The following is a 19,694-nucleotide window of genomic DNA, read 5'->3' as shown; positions in this document are numbered from 1 at the left end:
CGGCCCTGCTCTTCGTATTTCAGAACCCGAAGGGCACTATGGAAACGCGCGTTCCCCAGGCCACGTCGCCCCTGGCCACGTGGCTTTCTTATCTGGAAAATCTGCATTCTAAATCCATCGATCTGGGCCTTGAGCGAGTACGCGCCGTCGCGGCGACGCTGGGGGTGCTCAACCCTGCGCCGTTTGTCTTTACGGTCGCGGGCACTAACGGGAAAGGAACGACCTGCCGTACGCTGGAAACCATGCTGCTGGCCGCCGGGCTGCGGGTAGGGGTGTTCAGTTCGCCGCATCTGCTGCGCTACGCCGAGCGCGTGCGCGTGCAGGGTGAAGAGCTGCCTGAGACGCGCCATACCGCCTCTTTTGCCGCCATTGAAGCGGCGCGTGGCGACACATCGCTGACCTATTTTGAATATGGCGCGCTATCGGCGCTGTGGTTGTTTAAGCAGGCTTCGCTGGACGTGGCTATCCTTGAAGTCGGGTTGGGCGGGCGGCTGGACGCCACGAATATTGTGGATGCCGACGTCGGCGTCATCACCAGCGTTGCGCTCGATCACACCGACTGGCTGGGGCCGGATCGCGAAAGCATTGGCCGTGAAAAGGCAGGCATTTTTCGTGCCGATAAACCGGCGGTGGTGGGCGAGCCTGATATGCCGGCGTCAATGGAGGCTGTCGCTCAGGAAAAAGGCGCGTTTTTGCTGCGTCGCGGGATCCGCTGGGATTATGAACGCGTTGGAAACGGCTGGCGCTTTCGCGACGCGTCAGGCGTGCTGGATAATCTGCCGTTACCGCAGGTGCCGCTGCCTAACGCTGCAACCGCGCTGGCCGCGCTGCGCGCAAGCCGCCTGCCGGTGAGCGAAACCGCAGTGCGCGAAGGGCTGCGCCAGGCGCGTTTGCCGGGGCGCTTTCAGATCCTGGGCCAATCGCCGCGCGTTATCCTCGACGTGGCCCATAACCCTCACGCGGCGGCCTATCTTGCTGACAGGCTGCGCAGTGAACCGCCGGCAGGGAAATTACTGGCGGTAGCAGGGATGCTGCGTGATAAGGACATTGCGGGCACGCTTGCCTGTCTGGAGCCGCTGGTGGATGGCTGGTATTGCGCGTCGCTGGAAGGGCCGCGCGGCGCAACGGCGGAACAACTGCTTGCGCATGTGGGGAGCGGATTGCGTTTCGACAGCGTGGCCGATGCCTGGCATGCGGCGCTGGCGCAGGCTGAACCGGCCGATACCGTGCTGGTCTGCGGTTCATTCCACACGGTGGCGCACGTAATGGAAATCCTTGATGCGGAGGAAAGGTGTGGCGAGTAAGTTTCAGAATCGCTTAGTGGGGACAATCGTGCTGGTCGCGCTGGGCGTGATTGTGCTGCCGGGCCTGCTGGACGGACAGAAAAAACATTATCAGGATGAGTTTGCCGCCATTCCGCTGGTTCCTAAAGCGGGTGACAATAACGATCCGGATATGTTGCCGCCAGCCAGCCAGTCGCTGCCGTCACAGCCGCCGGAAGGCGCAGCAGAAGAGGTGCGCGCCAGCAGCGCCTCCGTCACTCTCGATCCGTCAACGCTGCCGGATGATGTTCCAACAGACGTTGACGATGTACCGCCGCCAGCGCCTGTCTCTAAACCACAGCCGGCGCCGAAACCGGCGCCTGTGCCTAAACCGCAGCCTGCGCCAGCGCCCAAAACCACGCCGCAGCAGGATGCCGCGCCGTCAGGTAAAGCGTATGTGGTGCAGCTCGGGGCGCTGAAGAATGCCGATAAGGTCCGTGAAATTGTGGCTAACCTGCGTGCGGCGGGATTCCGGGCTTACACGGTTCCTTCCACGCCGGTACAGGGGAAAATTACCCGTATCCTGGTCGGGCCGGACGCCTCGAAAAACAGGCTCAAATCGACGCTTGGGGATCTACAAAAGATTTCCGGGCTAAGCGGCGTGGTGATGAACTACGTCCCCTGACGCAGGCTTTGGGCTGAGCGGAAGGGCCCTTATACTGAAACGGTGGGTAATAAGCGGCGCTTTTTTACCCCCTTTTTCTTCTGGCGCGGGGGAAGGAAATCCCTACGCAAACGTTTTCTTTTTCTGTTAGAATGCGCCCCGAGCAGGATGTCAGGGCAAGTTAGCGCGGAATTTATATGGTCTGGATTGATTACGCCATTATTGCTGTTATTGGCTTTTCGTGTCTTGTGAGCCTTGTTCGTGGATTTGTGCGTGAAGCGCTGTCGCTGGTAACCTGGGGCTGTGCTTTTTTCGTGGCAAGTCATTACTATAGCTATCTGGCAACCTGGTTCACTGGCTTTGACGATGCGCTGGTGCGTAACGGAATAGCGATCGCGCTGCTGTTTATCGCGACGCTTGTCGTAGGTGCGGTGGTGAACTACGTGATCGGTCAACTGGTTGAAAAAACGGGCCTTTCAGGTACAGACAGAGTCCTGGGGATTTGCTTTGGCGCGCTCAGGGGCGTGCTGATTGTCGCCGCGATACTGTTTTTTCTTGATACATTCACCGGCATGGCGAAAAGCGCCGACTGGCAGAAGTCGCAGCTTATTCCACAATTCAGTCCCATCTTCAGATGGTTTTTTGACTATCTGCAAAGCTCGTCAAGTTTCTTGCCCCGGTAACAGCGCCGGAGATGTGGCTTATGAGGAAAAGACAACATGTGCGGTATTGTCGGTATCGCCGGTGTTATGCCGGTCAACCAGTCGATTTATGACGCGTTAACGGTGCTTCAGCACCGCGGGCAGGATGCCGCAGGCATCATCACAATTGATGCGAATAACTGCTTTCGACTGCGTAAAGCCAACGGCCTGGTCAGCGATGTGTTTGAGGCGCGCCACATGCAGCGCCTGCAGGGTAACATGGGTATTGGCCATGTGCGTTATCCCACAGCAGGCAGCTCCAGCGCTTCTGAAGCGCAGCCGTTTTATGTTAACTCGCCTTACGGCATTACGCTTGCGCACAATGGCAATCTTACAAACGCACACCAATTGCGTAAAAAGCTGTTTGAAGAGAAGCGTCGCCACATTAATACCGCCTCGGATTCTGAAATCCTGCTTAATATCTTCGCCAGCGAACTGGATAACTTCCGTACTTATCCGCTGGAGGCCGACAATGTTTTTGCCGCTATTGCCGCCACTAATCGCCAGATTCGCGGCGCCTATGCCTGCGTGGCAATGATTATCGGCCACGGTATGGTGGCGTTTCGCGATCCGAACGGCATACGTCCGCTGGTGCTGGGTAAACGCGATGTGGGCGAACGTACCGAGTATATGGTGGCTTCGGAAAGCGTGGCGCTTGATACGCTGGGCTTTGATTTCCTGCGCGACGTCGCGCCGGGTGAGGCGGTGTACGTGACGGAAGCGGGGCAGTTATTCAGCCGCCTGTGCGCGGATAACCCAACCACCACGCCATGTCTGTTTGAATATGTTTACTTTGCGCGCCCGGATTCATTTATCGATCGAATTTCCGTTTACAGCGCCCGGGTAGGGATGGGGAAAAAGCTTGGCGAGAAAATCGCTCGCGAATGGGAGGATCTGGATATTGATGTCGTGATCCCGATTCCGGAAACCTCCTGCGATATCGCGCTGGAGATCGCCCGCATTTTGAATAAGCCCTATCGTCAGGGTTTTGTTAAAAACCGTTACGTTGGCCGCACTTTTATCATGCCAGGCCAGCAGTTGCGCCGTAAATCGGTGCGCCGCAAGCTTAACGCCAACCGCGCCGAGTTCCGCGATAAGAACGTGCTGCTGGTGGATGATTCTATCGTGCGTGGTACGACATCCGGGCAGATTATTGAAATGGCGCGCGAAGCGGGCGCGAAGAAGGTCTATCTGGCGTCGGCGGCGCCGGAGGTACGCTTTGCGAACGTTTATGGCATTGATATGCCGAGCGCTAATGAGTTAATTGCGCACGGGCGCGAGGTGGATGAAATACGCCAGCTTATCGGCGCTGATGGCCTGATTTTTCAGGATCTCGACGATCTCATTGACGCGGTGCGCGCGGAAAACCCGGCTATTGAGCAGTTCGAATGCTCGGTTTTCAACGGCGTCTATGTCACCAAAGATGTGGATTTAGCCTATCTGGAATATCTGGAATCCCTGCGCAATGATGATGCCAAAGCGCTGTTGCGCCAGAACGAGGCGGAGAACCTCGAAATGCACAACGAAGGATAAACCGTCGTCGCCCCATGATTTCGGGCCGGGGGCTTGATAACCGTTTTAGCGCCCCCCTGTTGCGGGGGGCTGGCTTGTATCTGCCGCCGGAATCCGGCAAAGTTTGCTCTCAACGACTACACTGGCGGGTATAATGAAACGATTGATTGTGGGACTCTCAGGAGCCAGCGGCGCGGCTTATGGCGTACGTTTGCTTGAGGTGCTTAAGCCGCTGGCGGGGGTGGAAACCCATCTGGTCATAAGCCAGGCGGCGCGCCAGACTCTGGCGCTGGAGACAGACTATTCTTTACGCGATGTTCAGGCGCTGGCGGATGTGGCGCATGATGCCCGCGATATTGCCGCCAGCCTCTCCTCCGGTTCATTTCGCACCCACGGTATGGTTATTCTACCCTGCTCAATCAAAACGCTCTCCGGTATTGTTAATAGCTATACCGACAGCCTGTTGACGCGCAGCGCCGATGTCGTGCTCAAAGAGCGCCGTCCGCTGGTGTTGTGCGTGCGTGAAACGCCGCTGCATCTGGGCCATCTGCGCCTGATGACTCAGGCGGCGGAAATGGGGGCGGTGATCATGCCGCCGCTGCCTGCATTTTACCATCGCCCGCACAGCCTTCAGGACATTATCGACCAGACGGTAAACCGGGTGCTCGATCAGTTTGATATCTCGCTGCCTGCCGATCTGTTCACGCGCTGGCGCGGCGCAGACGACGTTGGTCGCTAAACCGGCCTGGGGGAATTGCCGGCGCGATCGTATTGTGAGAATTTCCTGCCTGCTTTTCATTACGCGGTAGCGCCGCCAGCTTTCCCTCCAAAAAGAGACCATTTGCTGAGGTTAATGATGAAAAAGCAGGCGATACTCCGGCGCCAGGATTGGGTTTTTCTGCCGCTTCGGCGCTGGTCAACGGGTATAAAACCCCTGTATCTGGGTAGGTAGCGATGTTGATGTGCTGATACCGCAGCTCAAGGCGCGCAAAATAAGAGGTGATTATCTCATCGCTTTTCGTGACGGAAAAGCGCCAGCAGGAATTAAATGGGCTTTGCGCGCCACGTATCCAGACAGGTGTTTTTCCAGCATGGGGCAGGGTTGGGAGAAGGCTGCGAAGCAGAAGCTCACTAACCCTTAAAGCGCGCGTTTGCGATAGTTTTTGTCGGGATTGCTGACGTTAGCTCTCGTGCGGCCTGAGACGATAACGTTGCCGGGAGCGATGGAATAAGCCTTTCGCGTTAGTCCTGATAGGGGGAGTAAACAGGCTGACGGCCTGGCGATGGGCGTACCGCGACGCGGCAATGGCTTTGCAGGGAGGCGGTAAAGGGGAAGCGGATCCCCTTTACCCGTTCATCAACGCACCACGTCGTGAAGCGCGTCTTCCAGATCGAACCAGCGAAAGCTGAAACCGGACGCTTCAAGGCGTTTGGGCAGCGCGCGCTGCCCGCCCAGCACCAGCACCGAGGATTCGCCCATCGCAAGCCGCAGCGCGGCGGCGGGTTGGCGTATAAACGCCGGGCGGTGAAGCACCTGCCCCAGGGTGTGGGCAAACTGCTCGTTACGCACAGGGTAGGGCGAGGTCATATTAAACGGGCCGCGCAGGCTATCGTGGCTGAGTAGCCAGATAATGCCGTTGACCATGTCGTCAATGTGGATCCACGGCAGATACTGGCGGCCGGTACCGGCAGGCCCTCCCAGCCCCAGGCGAAACAGCGCAAGCAATTTACCGAGCATGCCGCCGTGAGAGGCCAGCACCACGCCGGTACGCAGCAGGCAAACGCGGGTGTGGTCGCTTTGGGCTTCGCTGGCGATTTGCTCCCAGCGCGCGCACAGCTTATGAGTGAATTCGTTGTGCGGCGGTTCTTCTTCGGTGACTACCACCTCCCCTAAATCGCCATAGTAGCCGGTAGCTGAACCGGATATCAGCACTGAAGGCGGACGCTGGCTTGCTTTGAATAGCGTGACTAACTGCCGGGTGATTTTCCAGCGGCTCTGGCAAAGCCGCTCTTTTTGCGCCGCGCTCCAGCGCTTGTCGGCGATGGGTTCCCCCGCCAGGTTAATCACCGCATCGTAGCCGTCAAGATTTTCGCGTTCATAAAGGCCTTTCCACACCTCCACGGCGGGGTTAAGCCTGGCGCGTGCTTTGTCGGGATCGCGTGTGACCACGGTAACGTCATGGCCCAGCTCCAGCAGGCGTGGTATCAGATGCTGGCCGACCAGCCCGGTCCCGCCGGTGATGATTATCCTCATGCCTGTCCTCCGCTAACGCGTTTAGCGCCGCCAGCTCATCGTTACAGACACTGAGTCGGCATAGCGCAACGCATGAAGTTTATCTATTTCTACTTCAGCATAGGTGACCTGGTAATGTTCGCGAGCAATATTCAGCACATCCTGAGTTAATTTTTCCAGCAGTGAAAAGCGGTTGCTCTCAACGTGTTGAATGATAGCCTTGGTTATCGTGCGGTAATTTAGCGCATCGCGAATGTCTTCGCTCACGCGCGCCGTGTCGGCGGCATAGTGAAGCTGAACGTTAATAACGACGTCCTGTCGGTTAGCGATTTCCTCGGCGTTAATGCCTATCCAGGTACGCAGGCGCAAATTTTTAATACGGATGATGGCGTCTGATTGATATGACATGCACAGGCTCCTGGTAAATTCACCGCGACATCATACCTGAGCTTTTTGCCTGCGCCCATATGTCAGGGGTGGAGCACGCGCTCAACGGCCGGGCGCGTGCGAATACGCTCAAACCAGTTTTTTACTGCCGGATAATCAGCCAGTGGGATACGCTGATGCGCATGGTTCATTACCCACGGCCAGGTGGCGATATCGGCAATGCTGTAGTGCGCGCCGCCAAGCCACGGGCTGGCTTCCAGCCGCCGGTTCAGCACGCCGTACAGACGCTGCGTTTCTACCTGGAAGCGCTCAATGGCGTAAGGCACCGCCTGCGGCGCAACGTGGTTGAAGTGGTGATTCTGGCTAAGCATCGGGCCAAAACCGGCGGCCTGCCAGAACAGCCACTGCAGCGTAACGTGTCGCTCGCGTAGTTCGCCGCTCAGCAGTTTGCCGCTTTTCTCCGCCAGATAGAGCAAAATAGCGCAGGATTCAAACAAACTTACCGGCTTGCCGCCGTCTGGCGGGGCGCTATCGGTAATGGCGGGAATTTTATTGTTGGGTGAGATAGCCAGAAAATCAGGCCGAAATTGCTCCCCTTTGCTGATATTAATACGCTGAATACGGTATTCCATCTCCGCTTCTTCCAGAAAAAGGGCGATTTTGATTCCGTTGGGGGTAGGGGCGTACCAGAGATCGATCATGAAAACTCCCGGGTTGTGCCGCGGCGTTCAACGTGGCAGATAAATGACAGCATAATGATTTTAAGTATAGTTTTTACCTGCCGAACGTAAAAAAGCGAGGTGATGATGAACCAAAAAGTAATCACGCTGTGGGGGGATGAAAATGCGTTCAGGCCGTATGGGTTGTCAGCTTATGTGGCGCTGATGGAAAAAGGTTTACCCTTTACTTTCAGGTGATTAATTCTTTCCCGCCGGGAGCATCTCTCGCCGGGTTGGGTAGGCTATACCGCCATGCGGCGCGTGCCGTTGCTGGAAATTGAAGGGTTTATCCTTAGCGAATCGCCAGCGATAGCGGAATAACTTGAGGAGCGCTTTGCGCCGCCCAACGACACAAGGCTTTACCTTGCTCGCGTGAGGCGCGGGCAAGGGCGCGCCAGGTACAGGCGTGGTTGCGCAGCTCTTTGCAGACGCTTTGCGCCGAGCGCTCTACGGAGGTGGTGTTTGGCGGCGAAGCGCGCAGCGTGAGGCACAAAAGCCTATTGCGCTGGCGCAGACGCTGTTGGCGCACGGGCGGGCGAATATGTTTGGCGAGTGGTGCATTGCCGATACGGATCTTGCGCTGATGCTCAACCGGCTCGTGTTGAACGGTGACGCGGTGGCGCAACCGTTGGCGGAATACGCCCGGTTTCAGTGGCGGCGTGCGGCGGTGCAGCGTTACATCGCGCTGTCGGGAAAAGCTGAATCTGGTGCGTAAATCCGCTAGTATTGCGAATAATCTTATTAGCCTGGAGGTTGATATATGAAGCTGATGTTTGCGTCGGATATTCACGGCTCGTTGCCGGCAACGGAGCAGTTACTGGCGCGTTTTGCGCGCAGCCGCGCGCGCTGGCTGGTGCTGTTAGGGGATTTACTCTACCACGGTCCGCGCAATGCGCTTACGGCAGGCTACGACCCGGCACAGGTGGCAGAGCGTTTGAATACGCTGGCTGACCGCATTATCGCGGTACGCGGTAATTGCGACAGCGAGGTGGATCAGATGTTGCTGAAATGCCCCATTACCGCTTCCTGGCAGCAAATTTTGCTGGAGCGAAACAGGCTATTTTTGACGCACGGCCATCTGTATTCCCCTGAGAATTTGCCGCCGCTAGCCGCTGGCGATGTGTTTGTCTCAGGCCATACTCATATACCGGTTGCGAAACGCCGTGCAGACGGGATTACGCTGTTTAATCCCGGTTCGACAAGCCTGCCGAAAGGCGGCTTTGCGCCCAGTTACGGTATGCTGGATGGCGCTGTTCTGAGCGTTCGCGCGCTGGAAGACGACGCGGTTATTGCGCAGGTGGAAATTACGCCGTAAGTTACACCGGGTCCCGCTGGGCGCTAACTGCCTGAGTGGAGAAGGCCGGAATATCAATGCGCCATCAGCGCGCCCGAGACAAAGAAGGTTTCCCGATGGTGGAGCACAGACAAGCTGGTACGGAATGGGTGGACATTGTTAATGAAGATAACGACGTGATTGCGCAGGCCAGTCGTGAGCAGATGCGTGCGCAGCGCCTGCGTCACCGGGCTACTTATATCGTGATTCACGACGGGATGGGCAAAATTCTGGTGCAGCGTCGTACACAAACCAAAGATTTTCTGCCAGGCATGCTGGATGCCACCGCAGGCGGCGTGGTGAAAGCCGACGAACCTCTGCTTGATTCGGCGCGGCGTGAGGCGGAAGAAGAGTTGGGCATTGCCGGCGTTCCATTTGCCGAACATGGCCACTTTTACTTTGAGGATGAACACTGCCGCGTCTGGGGGGGATTGTTTAGCTGCGTAACTCACGGGCCGTTCGCGCTTCAGGAAGAAGAGATTAGCGAAGTATGTTGGCTGACGCCGGAAGAGATCACCGCGCGCTGTGATGATTTTACGCCAGACTCCCTGAAGGCGCTGGCGCTGTGGATGAGTCGCAATACCGGCAGCGAGCCGCGCCGGGATGATGATAAAACCGGCCCGGGAAAGCGGAAATTAACGCCATCGGATAACGGGGATGCCGAAGCGATAAACGCGACGCAAGCCGCTGACGAGAAGCCTGCGACGGTTTCGCAAGGCACGGCGCAAGTGTGGGAAAGCGAATAGCGTAAACGCCGCATGGATGCGCTGTGAAGGTTTTTTCCGTATTCTTTGGGGGCATGCTGGAAAAATCAGTTAAACAAAGCCGGAAGTCATAGCAGGCAGCATTGCGACCGGCGCAGCAAAAGAAAAAGCCGCCTTGCGTCGCGCAGGGCGGCTTTTTGGCGCACAGAAAACCTCCAGCCTGGCTGGAGGTTTCGTAAAGCTTTCAGTTTTGAGCCAGTTATAAAACCCCTTTTGATTTGTTAAAACAGTTTGCGCTCTGGCAACTACAAACGTTCAACAAGAAATCAAAAGGGGGCAACTGTCGATTCCTTATCCGGGCAGTCCGTTTACGGGCCGTAAGTAAACTATATTGGTAAAGCGCTGGCGTGGGGCCTGATAGTGTACGCACAGGAGGAGACAAGCCGCCGGGTTGGCCCGATATGAACGCGTTAAAAATAGCAAAAAACCCCGTACTGGTGAGGTATCGGGGTTTTTTGTTTACTACATTAAAACTTGCAGCATGCGTAACTCAGCAGGGATATTATGTAGGAAATTTTTTCCTGGCGCAATTTTCTACACGTTTAAATTCACGTTTTTTCGCACAGAAATTTGTCATTTAAAAAAGTTTATACTCGTAATTTCACTATAGTAACGCCGCTGGCGTGGGGTTAGTATTCGAACGGGTTGCTGATAACCATGCCGCGCACCGGGTCGCCATACCGACTTTTTCCCGTTGTAACGGGTGGTGCCGTCAAAGCCCTGGCCTGGAACGCAGCATGCGTAACTTAGCAACCCGCACATGTCGCTTCGGGAAAATGGTAGGGCTAAGCGGTATGGCTGCATTCCTTCCAGAAGGAAACACGGATGATTGAGATCCTGACAGTTATTAAACTCGTCGTCGAAATCATCGTTGCATTCGTGCAACTGATCCTGCTGTTCTTGTAATAGCCGGAAACGTACCTAAGGCGCGGAGGCTACCACCCTTCGCGCCTTTAACATTTCCGGCTTTAGTGCTGCTCTGCGCAAAAAAACAACCACAGGGGGGCTAACCGTGAAAAAGTTTTTGTTAGCAATTGCGTTAGTCGTCGTGTCAGTAAATATCCATGCTGAACCCGATGCAGATGTGAAGCGATTCAATGATGCAATTACCAACGCAAAAATGGCAGGAATGTGCGGAGCCTTCAAACAGATGGCGGATTTTCAGAACTCGACACAGATGCCTGGGGGTGATGATTTCATAAAACGTTTCGGAGCCACGGAAGCTGCTCGAATGGGGTTTTCGATTAAAGAGTTAACCGCACTTTGCGCTCAAGCAATAGAGAATTATAACGATATGAACCGCCTTTCCCTGCAATGAGAGTATATGAGTCCATAATTTCTGCGTTAACTATGAAGGGGCTGATAGTTATAGCCGCTTCGTTTAACAATCTTTCATAAGCCGGCGTTCCGGTTTTAGTATGTGCTAAGCGAAGCAGCGCATTCCTCACAGGCTTCGACTCATACACCCGTGAAAGCAGCCCGATCCCCGCCTCTCCCGCAAGTAATTTCCCCCGTAGACAAATTACCAAACACACGTAAGGGCGCGGACAGCGTTATGCCGGTTTGAGTAACTACATTGGCCTTTGATGCTCGTTCTGTCGCCTGCAACACCGTGAGCAACCCTTCAATTTCCTTTTTATGCTTACCGCTAAAAACCGTTTTGAATACCTGCCCATTAGCCTGGCGCGATAGCTTATCCAGTTCAGGCATAAACTTTTGAGGGCTGCCGTTAGCCTTGTCGGCAATCTTGCTTACATAAGCCGCACGCGGCATATCTTTGCCCTTGTCGTCCAGCTTTCCATACAGCCGGGCGATATCCGACCCATATTGCCCGTAAACAATGGCGTTAACAGTTTCGGGGAGCAATTCCCCTTTATTAAGGACATTTTTCAATCTGGTTTGGGTGGCATCTGCTGCCATCCTGGCGTAATCACCTTTGCCTTTCCGCCAGAGCGCTGCATCTTTCGCGCCCGCAGATTTTGCAATTGAGCGGTTTAAGCTGTTAGTAAATGCGTTATATACCCGCTCGGTGACAGCCTGTGAACCACCCGGTAATACCGTCCTGTCGCCTTTTACGTCTACACGAAACTGCGTGCGCAGTTTATCCAGTAGCTCGAAAGCGTCAGGCCCACCTGCTGTTTCTTCAATAGTATCCCGATATTCCTTTAACGCTGATATAGTCTGAACATCTGCGGCGCCTTTAAGCCGTTCCAGTCCGCGCACCGAGGCATCGATCGCCCGGATTGTCCCTGTCGTATCGATCGGTTGTCACTCCATTTTCGCCGTAACCTGCTGAATCTTGCGCCTGCCACGCTTTTCTCTCTGGCTACACCAGACTTTAAGCTGTTAACCATTATAGAGGGATCGTAATCGCCAAAACGCTCGGCAAAAAAGCAAATGTCAGATCGCATGCGCCTGTTAGGGCGCGGCTGGTAAGAGAGCCTTACAGGCGCATCAGAAAAACCTCCGGCTATGCCGGAGGNCAAACCCCATCCTGTCGCAGACAGGATGGATGAAATACAATAAAAAATAAGGAAAATCAATGTATTGATTTTCGCCTGCTTATCACCACGAAGAAGGAAAACCCCCGTTTTTCCTTCTTCGTCAATAACCTGACCTCCGGCTATGCCGGAGGGTATTTATTCTACTGGAGTGAGGCAACCACTCTACGCAGCAGGCGGATACGCGGTTCAATGGAGCGAATGTCCAGATATTCATCCGGGCCGTGAAATCCTGCGCCTACTGGACCGAGGCCATCCAGCGTCGGTATGCCGAGCGAAGCTGTCAGATTGGCGTCGCTGCCGCCGCCTACAGCCTGCCAGGTAATGGCTACGCCTTCTTCCTTGCCCGCCTGTTCTACAAGGCGCATTAACGCCTGCGTGCCTTCGTCTGGCGCCATCGCCGGTTTGTGCGTGATACGGGTCAGCGTGGTGGTGACGCCGTCAAGAAAACCGCGCTCGCACAGTGACTGGAGCTGCTCGTTGATGCGTTGATATTCGTCGTTGCGCCAGAAGCGTACGTCCAGCTCTGCCTCAGCCCAGGCGGGTACGACGTTAGGCGCATCGCCGCCGCGCACGACGCCTGGATTGAGCGTGGTTCCCAGTGTGGCGTCAGCCAGCCCGCCGATAGCGCTGATGGCATTAGCCAGCGCGACAACCGCTGAGCGGCCTTTTTCCGGTTCATTGCCCGCATGGGCGGCTTTGCCGCTGAATGTCAGGCGATAACCCGCCATGCCTTTACGCGCATTCACCAGCGAACCGTCGGCGCGCGCCGCTTCGCACACCAGCACTGTTTTTGCGCGCAGCGCCAGTTGGCTAATCCACTCGTGAGAATGCACGGAGCCGATTTCTTCGTCCGGATTCATGGCGACGGCAATACTAAGACGGGATTTGTGGGCATCATCAAGCCCGCGCAGCGCCCACAGAATGTTAAGCAAACCGCCTTTCATATCGGAAACCCCCGGCCCCATTGCGCGGGTCTCGCTCAGACTCATAGGACGCTCAGCGACCGTGCCGGGAGGAAATACGGTGTCGAGGTGGCCTATCAGCAGCACATCGTAACCGCTGGCGTCGGGCTTATTCGTGACCAGTACGCCAGGGCCGACTTGCGCCCCTAAATTCACGCTTTTTACCTGCCAGCCTTCGTCGCGCCAGAATCCGCTGATAATATCGGCTACCTGCGCCACGCCTGCGGGCGTGTGGGTACCGCAGTCAACGTTAACCAACTGCGCCAGCTCGGCGAAATATTTTTCCATATCCATGTTGTTGTCCTCAGATAATGATGCGCATTAGCAACATTGCCAGGAAGGCGTTAATAACGGAAATACCAATCATCAGCGGTATGCGGGCCGTACGGGTGCCGATTACGCCAAGAATGCGGCCGATGTACTGCACCTGCGAGCCCATCAGATAGATGGCCGGGGCGATAATTGCCAGGTGTTCGCCGGTAAGAATGCCTTTATCAAACAGCCCGACGGCCACGCCAATACCGCCGCCCATCGACATCCAGCCGCCGATAAGTACCGCGGCGGATTCGCCAGGCAGGCCAAACAGGCTCATTAGCGGGGCGAAGAGCAGGCCTAATCCTTTCAGTGCGCCGGTAATTTCCAGCGCTTTGATGATGATAAAAGCCATGACTACGTTGGGCAGGGTGCTGGTGGTAGCGATGCTCCAGCCCTTACGCGCGCCTTCTACGAAGATATCGGTAATAACGGGTTTTGCTGCGGGTTGGCTCATGCGGCTTCTCCCTGCGCGCTGCGGCGGCGGTTAAATTTAAGGATAAAGCGCAGAATATTCGCGCCGACTATCTTCATGATGAACATCACTGCGATGCAGGCGCCGATAGACGTTGGCACCGCGCTGCTGCCGTCGGCCAGCATAAGGGTGAACAAAATAGCGCCGGATGAAAAGAAGTTGGTAATCATGGCGCCTGCGGAGAACTGAAACATGCTGAATACGTCGCGCTCGTCCTCGTCAAGCTCGCCTTCGTCTTTCAGGTTACGGGTAAGCGATGCGCCGACATCGGTGCTTTGCATGCTGCCTATCATCGCAAGGCCGGCGCTGCCCGGAAGACCAAGCAGCGGGCGTAGCAGCGGCGTCAACAGGCGGCGGGCCGCCTTTAGCGCGCCGTAATGTTCCAGTACGTTGATGGTGCCCAGCGCAAACATAACGGCCGGGATCAGGCCGAGCGCGAACAGAAAACCGTCCATTGCGCCGTGACCGCCGACGCCGCGAAAAGCGCTGGTCGTGGTAGCGAGCGTGCCGTCGTTAATGCTGGCGCTGCTGACCACGCGGCCAAAGGCGCCGTTTAGCGTTGTAAAGTCAAATATACCGTACCACTGGTTGCCGCCCAGCATGCCGGAGAAAAAGATAACGGCAAAGCCCAGCGCCAGCCAGGCGCCCGGACCGACCCGTTCCGTCAGGGTTGTGTTGGGAGTTGTCATCAATATTCCTTTAATTCTCATCGCCATTCATAGAACTATTTACTTCAGGAAAGAGAAACGGAAACTGATTCAGGTCATGTTACAGGGCGTCCCCCAGCGGGGAGCGCAAAAAATGTGACGGTAACGCAGGCAGGCGAGCGTAAAAAAGCAGGCCGCCGTTGGGCGGCCTGCTTTAACCATGAAGAAAGTTACTGCTGAGTGGATTGAATCGCCGTCAGTGCGATGGTATAGACGATATCGTCAACCAGCGCGCCGCGGGAAAGGTCATTAACCGGCTTGCGCATCCCCTGCAGCATCGGCCCGATAGAGATCAGGTTGGCAGAGCGCTGCACGGCTTTATACGTGGTGTTGCCCGTATTCAAATCCGGGAAAATAAACACAGTAGCACGGCCGGCAACCGGCGAGTTCGGCGCTTTGGATTTGGCGACGTCAGCCATGACTGCGGCGTCGTACTGCAGCGGGCCGTCGATCATCAGATCCGGGCGTTTTTCCTGTGCTATGCGGGTGGCTTCACGCACTTTTTCCACGTCGCTGCCCGCGCCGGAGGTGCCGGTGGAGTAAGAAAGCATCGCCACGCGCGGTTCAATGCCGAATGCGCTTGCGGAGTCGGCGGACTGGATGGCGATTTCAGCCAGTTGTTCGGCGGTCGGATCCGGGTTGATGGCGCAGTCGCCGTATACGTAAACCTGCTCCGGCAGCAGCATAAAGAATACGGAAGATACCAGCGAGCTGCCCGGCGCGGTTTTGATGAGCTGTAACGGGGGGCGAATAGTATTCGCCGTGGTGTGTACCGCGCCGGATACCAGGCCGTCCACTTCGTCCTGCTCCAGCATCAGGGTGCCGAGCACAACGTTATCTTCCAGTTGTTCGCGGGCGACGGTTTCCGTCATGCCTTTATTTTTACGCAGTTCAACCAGGCGGCCTACATAGCTTTCGCGCACCACGTCCGGGTCAACGATTTCAATGCCGGCGCCCAGTTCAACGCCCTGAGCGGCGGCAACGCGGTTGATTTCGTCCGGGTTGCCCAGCAGCACGCAGGTGGCGATGCCGCGCTCAGCGCAGATAGCCGCCGCTTTGACGGTGCGCGGTTCGTCGCCTTCCGGCAGCACAACGCGCTTGCCCGCTTTGCGCGCAAGTTCGGTCAACTGGTAGCGGAACGCCGGCGGAGAAAGACGGCGGCTGCGCTCAGAGGCGGCGCTCAGAGAATCGATCCACGCGCTGTCGATAAAGCCTGCTACATACTCCTGAACTTTTTCAACACGCTCGTGATCGTCTACCGGCACTTCCAGATTGAAGCTTTGCAGGCTCAACGAGGTCTGCCAGGTGTTAGTATTCACCATAAACATCGGCAGGCCGGTGGCGAATGCGCGTTCGCACAGCTTACTGATACGTGCGTCCATTTCGTAACCGCCGGTCAGCAGGATTGCGCCGATTTCTACGCCGTTCATGGCGGCAAGGCAGGCGGCAACCAGCACGTCCGGGCGGTCTGCCGAGGTAACCAGCAGGGAACCCGGGCGGAAATGTTCCAGCATGTGTGGGATGCTGCGCGCGCAGAAGGTAACGGATTTCACTCGGCGGGTATTGATATCGCCTTCGTTGATGATGGTTGCGTTAAGGTGGCGGGCCATATCGATAGCGCGAGTGGCTATCAGATCGAAACTCCACGGTACTGCGGCCAGTACCGGCAGAGGGCTTGCCGCCTGCAGTTGCGCGGTATCAATATGTACAACTTTTGCTTTGGAAGAATCGTCAAAGATCTCTGACAGATCTGGGCGCGTGCGGCCCTGCTCGTCAACCGGCGCGTTGAGCTTATTGACGATAACGCCGGTGATGTTGGTATTTTTCTCGCCGCCAAAGCTGCTGCGGGTCAGTTCGATACGCTCTTTAAGCTGCTCAGGCGTATCGGTGCCCTGTGACATGACAAAGACGATTTCGGCATTCAGGGTGCGTGCGATTTCGGCATTCAGGGCCTGTGCGAACTGATGTTTGCGCGTCGGCACCAGACCTTCTACCAGAACGACTTCCGCATCCCGGGTATTCGCGTGGTAGTTGGCGATTATCTCTTCCATCAGCACGTCTTTTTGATTGCTGGACAGCAGAGATTCTACGTGGCTCATCTTCAGCGGCTCGGCGGTCGGCAGAGAAGAGTTGTTACGCACGATAGTGGTGGTCTGATCGGGCGCGTCGCCGCCAGCGCGTGGTTGGGCGATAGGTTTAAAGACGCTCAGACGAACGCCTTTGCGTTCCATAGCGCGGATAACGCCGAGGCTGACGCTGGTCAGGCCGACGCTGGTTCCGGTAGGAATAAGCATGATAGTACGGGACACGGTTTATCCTCTTTCGTTAGCGCCTGCACAATATCGGCGCGGCACAAAACAGCGCCGCCAGCAGGGCTGGCGGCGGGGGAATCAGGCGGTCAGGCGGCTTGCGTCCTGTGCAATCACCAGCTCTTCGTTGGTCGGGATAACCATTGCAAGCGTGGTGCCTTCTTTGTTAATGAAGCCAGATTTGCCGAAACGCGCGGCCAGGTTGCGCTCATGGTCAATGTCAAAGCCCAGTACGCCGAGCTTCGCCAGAGACAGTTCGCGGACCATTGCCGCGTTTTCGCCGATACCGCCGGTAAATACCACAGCGTCCAGTCGGCCTTCCATCAGCGCAGTGTAAGAACCGATGTATTTGGCCAGGCGGTGGCAGTAAACGTCCATCGCGCGTTTCGCATCTGCTTTGGTGTCGTAGTTGTCTTCGACATAACGGCAGTCGCTGGTGACTTCGGTCAGGCCCAGCAGACCTGACTCTTTGGTCAACATTTTGTTGATGTCGTCAACGCTCATGCCCAGATTGTCGTGCAGGAAGAAGATAATTGCCGGGTCCATATCGCCGGTGCGGGTACCCATCACCAGGCCTTCCAGCGGGGTCAGGCCCATAGAGGTATCAACGCATTCGCCGTTGCGAATAGCGGAAACGGAACCGCCGTTGCCCAGATGGCAGGTAATGATATTGACCTCTTCCACCGGCTTGTTCAGCATTTTGGCGGCTTCCTGGGTCACATAGTAGTGGCTGGTGCCGTGAAAACCATAGCGGCGCACGCCGTGCTCTTTGTACAACTTATACGGCAGCGCGTAGAGGTAAGATTCTTCCGGCATTGTCTGGTGGAACGCGGTGTCGAATACGGCCACGTTTTTGTCTTTTAACTGCGGGAAGGATTTCAGCGCTTCCGTAATGCCGATCAGATGAGCCGGGTTATGCAGCGGAGCAAAAGAGGCGGAATCTTTGATGCCCTGAATGACGCTTTCGTCAATGACCACCGAGCGGGTGTATTTTTCACCGCCGTGTACGATGCGGTGGCCGATAGCGGTCAGTTGCTCGGACAATTCTGGTTTTTGCGCCAGAATAGTATTAACGATGAAGTTCAGCGCTTCGCTGTGGGCTGCGCCAGCGCCCAGCGCCGCTTCCTGTTTACCGCCGTCCATTTTCCACTTAATGCGCGCTTCAGGAAGATGGAAACATTCGGCCAGACCAGAAAGATGTTCTTCGCCGTTAGCAGCGTCGATCACTGCAAATTTCAGAGAAGAACTACCGCAGTTCAGAACCAGTACTAACTTACTCGACATGGAAGTACCTACTTTATATACGTGGCTAAAAAACGTCAGTCAGCGTCACAGCGTAGCGTAAGATGACGCTGACGTTTATGATTAACGTCATGCCCGATCCGTTTTACGGCATGGCGAAGAAAGCATCATGCGCTTACACAAAATAGCGTAAACTACGAGAGAATGTTGTAAAGCGGCTATTTGACAGCCTGCGGTTCACCGTCTATGGCTGTTAAAGGCCCCGCAAAGAATACCGATTGCAGCGCACAAAGACAAAATTTTTTGAACGTTGTCGCCTACAGTTGCTATCTTGCACGAAAATTTTATTTTTTGTTTGAGTATTTGAGGTGTCAGCCATGTCGGATTCTTCCCAGCGCCCTGTAAACGGTTTTCGCCTGTTTGGCCGTGGTCAGCGTTACGCGAAAACCTGGCCAATGGACAAGCGCCTCGCTCCTGTTTTTATTGAAAACCGTATCATTCGCGTTACCCGCTTCGGCATTCGCTTTATGCCGCCTGTCGCTATATTTACCCTGTGCTGGCAGTTAGCGTTAGGCGGTCAGTCTGGCCCGGTGGTCGCGACCGCATTGTTTGCCCTGAGTCTTCCGCTACAGGGGCTGTGGTGGCTTGGCAAGCGTTCGGTGACGCCGCTGCCGCCGGGCACGCTCAACTGGTTTTATGAGGTGCGCGGCAAGCTTGAAGCCGCCGGTCAGGCGCTGGCGCCGGTGCAGGGTAAACCGGACTATCAGGCGCTTGCCGATACGCTTAAGCGCGCATTTCGTCAGCTTGATAAAACGTTTCTTGATGACATATAACCATTTCGGCGTACCCGGGAACCGTATAGAGTAAGGCGCATGATAAATGTGCCTTTTTTACGCTTTTTTTTGCAGGAGTATCAAAATGGAAATGACAAACGCTCAGCGCCTGATTTTGTCCAACCAATACAAAATGATGACGATGCTTGATCCCGACAATGCCGGGCGCTACCGTCGGCTGCAAACCATCGTTGAACGCGGCTATGGTTTGCAGATGCGCGAGCTGGATCGCGAGTTTGGTCAAATGTCGGAAGAACTCTGTCGTGAAATTATCGACATTATGGAGATGTACCACGCGCTGCACGTCTCCTGGGCTAACCTGAAAGATGCTCAGCCTGTCGATGAACGCCGCGTAACGTTCCTCGGTTTTGATGCGGCTACAGAGGCGCGCCTGTTGGGGTATGTACGTTTTATGGTGAACGTTGAAGGGCGCTATGCGCATTTTGACGCCGGAACGCACGGCTTTAATTCCCAGAGGCCGATGTATGAAAAGTACCAGCGTATGCTTAAAGTATGGCACGCATGCCCGCGCCAGTATCACCTGAGCGCTAACGAAATTACCCAGGTTATCAACGCCTGATGCGAAAGCGTGCCGTGAAGCGTAAAGGCGCGCTGCCTGCGTCGGGATATGCCTGGAGAAAAGAGGGCCTGCAAACAGCGTCGCCGGAGTTGCGCCAGGCAAGCTTTCGCGCGTGCGCGCATAGAGGTGCTGATTAATGATTTAGCCCCGCATCGCTGCTGAGGGATCCCCACAAACTCAGCACTAATAAACCAG

Annotated in this window: 19 protein-coding genes and 1 pseudogene; 11 read left to right on the top strand and 9 right to left on the bottom strand. The window is 55.8% G+C overall.

Annotated features, from left to right (window positions below):
• Nucleotides 1-38: 38 nt before the first annotated feature.
• The 5 genes from folC (at nucleotide 39) to JJB97_RS11225 (ending at nucleotide 4,878) form a co-directional block, all read left to right on the top strand.
• Nucleotides 39-1,304 (top strand): bifunctional tetrahydrofolate synthase/dihydrofolate synthase, encoded by a 1,266-nt coding sequence (gene folC, locus JJB97_RS11245; protein ID WP_238714109.1) that lies wholly within the window; start codon nucleotides 39-41, stop codon nucleotides 1,302-1,304.
• Nucleotides 1,294-1,947 (top strand): cell division protein DedD, encoded by a 654-nt coding sequence (gene dedD, locus JJB97_RS11240; protein ID WP_238714108.1) that lies wholly within the window; start codon nucleotides 1,294-1,296, stop codon nucleotides 1,945-1,947. The genes folC and dedD overlap by 11 nt, the downstream gene beginning before the upstream one ends.
• Before the next feature lie 176 nt (nucleotides 1,948-2,123).
• Complete coding sequence (gene cvpA, locus JJB97_RS11235; RefSeq protein ID WP_238714107.1) at nucleotides 2,124-2,609, top strand: colicin V production protein; 486 nt, start codon at nucleotides 2,124-2,126, stop codon at nucleotides 2,607-2,609.
• A 36-nt stretch (nucleotides 2,610-2,645) separates the two neighbouring features.
• Complete coding sequence (gene purF, locus JJB97_RS11230) at nucleotides 2,646-4,160, top strand: amidophosphoribosyltransferase (RefSeq protein WP_238714106.1); 1,515 nt, start codon at nucleotides 2,646-2,648, stop codon at nucleotides 4,158-4,160.
• A gap of 133 nt (nucleotides 4,161-4,293) precedes the next feature.
• Complete coding sequence (locus JJB97_RS11225) at nucleotides 4,294-4,878, top strand: UbiX family flavin prenyltransferase (protein ID WP_238714105.1); 585 nt, start codon at nucleotides 4,294-4,296, stop codon at nucleotides 4,876-4,878.
• A gap of 618 nt (nucleotides 4,879-5,496) precedes the next feature.
• Here the strand turns inward: JJB97_RS11225 and JJB97_RS11220 are convergent.
• The 3 genes from JJB97_RS11220 to yfcG all read right to left on the bottom strand — a co-directional run bounded on the left by JJB97_RS11220 (nucleotide 5,497) and on the right by yfcG (nucleotide 7,460).
• A complete protein-coding gene (locus tag JJB97_RS11220) occupies nucleotides 5,497-6,393 on the bottom strand; it encodes a TIGR01777 family oxidoreductase (protein ID WP_238714104.1) in 897 nt (298 codons plus the stop codon).
• Nucleotides 6,394-6,414: 21 nt separating this feature from the next.
• Nucleotides 6,415-6,780: a dihydroneopterin triphosphate 2'-epimerase gene (gene folX, locus JJB97_RS11215; protein WP_238714103.1), complete on the bottom strand. Its 366-nt coding sequence runs from the start codon at nucleotides 6,778-6,780 to the stop codon at nucleotides 6,415-6,417.
• A 62-nt stretch (nucleotides 6,781-6,842) separates the two neighbouring features.
• Entirely contained in the window at nucleotides 6,843-7,460 is a 618-nt protein-coding gene (gene yfcG, locus JJB97_RS11210; protein ID WP_238714102.1) for a GSH-dependent disulfide bond oxidoreductase, read from the bottom strand.
• Nucleotides 7,461-7,565: 105 nt separating this feature from the next.
• Here yfcG and yfcF point away from each other — a divergent pair.
• From yfcF to JJB97_RS11190, 4 genes and pseudogenes are all read left to right on the top strand, one after another.
• A pseudogene (gene yfcF, locus JJB97_RS11205) lies at nucleotides 7,566-8,193 on the top strand (glutathione transferase).
• Between the two features lie 45 nt (nucleotides 8,194-8,238).
• Nucleotides 8,239-8,793, top strand: coding sequence for a phosphodiesterase (gene yfcE / locus JJB97_RS11200; protein ID WP_238714101.1), 555 nt, complete (start codon nucleotides 8,239-8,241; stop codon nucleotides 8,791-8,793).
• Between the two features lie 95 nt (nucleotides 8,794-8,888).
• On the top strand, nucleotides 8,889-9,557 hold the full coding sequence (gene yfcD / locus JJB97_RS11195; RefSeq protein WP_238714146.1) for an NUDIX hydrolase YfcD: 669 nt from the start codon (nucleotides 8,889-8,891) through the stop codon (nucleotides 9,555-9,557).
• Between the two features lie 1,030 nt (nucleotides 9,558-10,587).
• On the top strand, nucleotides 10,588-10,893 hold the full coding sequence (locus JJB97_RS11190; RefSeq protein WP_238714100.1) for a hypothetical protein: 306 nt from the start codon (nucleotides 10,588-10,590) through the stop codon (nucleotides 10,891-10,893).
• A gap of 140 nt (nucleotides 10,894-11,033) precedes the next feature.
• On the opposite strand, the gene JJB97_RS11185 is transcribed toward JJB97_RS11190, so the two are convergent.
• From JJB97_RS11185 to ackA, 6 genes are all read right to left on the bottom strand, one after another.
• A complete protein-coding gene (locus tag JJB97_RS11185; RefSeq protein ID WP_238714099.1) occupies nucleotides 11,034-11,798 on the bottom strand; it encodes a hypothetical protein in 765 nt (254 codons plus the stop codon).
• Nucleotides 11,799-12,219: 421 nt separating this feature from the next.
• Entirely contained in the window at nucleotides 12,220-13,335 is a 1,116-nt protein-coding gene (locus JJB97_RS11180) for a M20 family metallopeptidase (RefSeq protein ID WP_238714098.1), read from the bottom strand.
• A gap of 10 nt (nucleotides 13,336-13,345) precedes the next feature.
• Nucleotides 13,346-13,810 (bottom strand): YjiG family protein, encoded by a 465-nt coding sequence (locus JJB97_RS11175; protein ID WP_238714097.1) that lies wholly within the window; start codon nucleotides 13,808-13,810, stop codon nucleotides 13,346-13,348.
• Nucleotides 13,807-14,517, bottom strand: coding sequence for a nucleoside recognition domain-containing protein (locus JJB97_RS11170; protein ID WP_238714096.1), 711 nt, complete (start codon nucleotides 14,515-14,517; stop codon nucleotides 13,807-13,809). Before JJB97_RS11170 ends, JJB97_RS11175 begins: the two co-directional genes overlap by 4 nt.
• Before the next feature lie 188 nt (nucleotides 14,518-14,705).
• Nucleotides 14,706-16,844, bottom strand: a complete 2,139-nt coding sequence (pta, locus tag JJB97_RS11165) for a phosphate acetyltransferase (protein ID WP_238714095.1) — start codon at nucleotides 16,842-16,844, stop codon at nucleotides 14,706-14,708.
• 81 nt (nucleotides 16,845-16,925) lie between these two features.
• Nucleotides 16,926-18,128, bottom strand: a complete 1,203-nt coding sequence (gene ackA, locus JJB97_RS11160; protein WP_238714094.1) for an acetate kinase — start codon at nucleotides 18,126-18,128, stop codon at nucleotides 16,926-16,928.
• Nucleotides 18,129-18,463: 335 nt separating this feature from the next.
• On the opposite strand from ackA, the gene yfbV reads away from it, so the two are divergent.
• Nucleotides 18,464-18,919, top strand: coding sequence for a terminus macrodomain insulation protein YfbV (yfbV, locus tag JJB97_RS11155; RefSeq protein WP_238714093.1), 456 nt, complete (start codon nucleotides 18,464-18,466; stop codon nucleotides 18,917-18,919).
• 85 nt (nucleotides 18,920-19,004) lie between these two features.
• Nucleotides 19,005-19,499: a YfbU family protein gene (locus tag JJB97_RS11150; RefSeq protein ID WP_238714092.1), complete on the top strand. Its 495-nt coding sequence runs from the start codon at nucleotides 19,005-19,007 to the stop codon at nucleotides 19,497-19,499.
• The last annotated feature ends 195 nt before the right edge of the window (nucleotides 19,500-19,694 follow it).

This window comes from Tenebrionibacter intestinalis (assembly GCF_016632365.1).
GTDB classification, from domain to species: domain Bacteria; phylum Pseudomonadota; class Gammaproteobacteria; order Enterobacterales; family Enterobacteriaceae; genus Tenebrionibacter; species Tenebrionibacter intestinalis.
Note: the sequence above shows the minus strand (reverse complement) of the source record. Positions and strands in the feature narration are given on the sequence as shown.

Bases quoted from the DNA above. Each gene is read 5' to 3' on its own strand.
- folC (WP_238714109.1), top strand. From the start codon at position 39: ATGGAAACGCGCGTTCCCCAGGCCACGTCGCCCCTGGCCACGTGGCTT.
- cvpA (WP_238714107.1), top strand. From the start codon at position 2,124: ATGGTCTGGATTGATTACGCCATTATTGCTGTTATTGGCTTTTCGTGT.
- purF (WP_238714106.1), top strand. From the start codon at position 2,646: ATGTGCGGTATTGTCGGTATCGCCGGTGTTATGCCGGTCAACCAGTCG.
- JJB97_RS11225 (WP_238714105.1), top strand. From the start codon at position 4,294: ATGAAACGATTGATTGTGGGACTCTCAGGAGCCAGCGGCGCGGCTTAT.
- JJB97_RS11220 (WP_238714104.1), bottom strand. From the start codon at position 6,393: ATGAGGATAATCATCACCGGCGGGACCGGGCTGGTCGGCCAGCATCTG.
- folX (WP_238714103.1), bottom strand. From the start codon at position 6,780: ATGTCATATCAATCAGACGCCATCATCCGTATTAAAAATTTGCGCCTG.
- yfcG (WP_238714102.1), bottom strand. From the start codon at position 7,460: ATGATCGATCTCTGGTACGCCCCTACCCCCAACGGAATCAAAATCGCC.
- yfcE (WP_238714101.1), top strand. From the start codon at position 8,239: ATGAAGCTGATGTTTGCGTCGGATATTCACGGCTCGTTGCCGGCAACG.
- yfcD (WP_238714146.1), top strand. From the start codon at position 8,889: ATGGTGGAGCACAGACAAGCTGGTACGGAATGGGTGGACATTGTTAAT.
- JJB97_RS11180 (WP_238714098.1), bottom strand. From the start codon at position 13,335: ATGGATATGGAAAAATATTTCGCCGAGCTGGCGCAGTTGGTTAACGTT.
- JJB97_RS11175 (WP_238714097.1), bottom strand. From the start codon at position 13,810: ATGAGCCAACCCGCAGCAAAACCCGTTATTACCGATATCTTCGTAGAA.
- JJB97_RS11170 (WP_238714096.1), bottom strand. From the start codon at position 14,517: ATGACAACTCCCAACACAACCCTGACGGAACGGGTCGGTCCGGGCGCC.
- ackA (WP_238714094.1), bottom strand. From the start codon at position 18,128: ATGTCGAGTAAGTTAGTACTGGTTCTGAACTGCGGTAGTTCTTCTCTG.
- yfbV (WP_238714093.1), top strand. From the start codon at position 18,464: ATGTCGGATTCTTCCCAGCGCCCTGTAAACGGTTTTCGCCTGTTTGGC.
- JJB97_RS11150 (WP_238714092.1), top strand. From the start codon at position 19,005: ATGGAAATGACAAACGCTCAGCGCCTGATTTTGTCCAACCAATACAAA.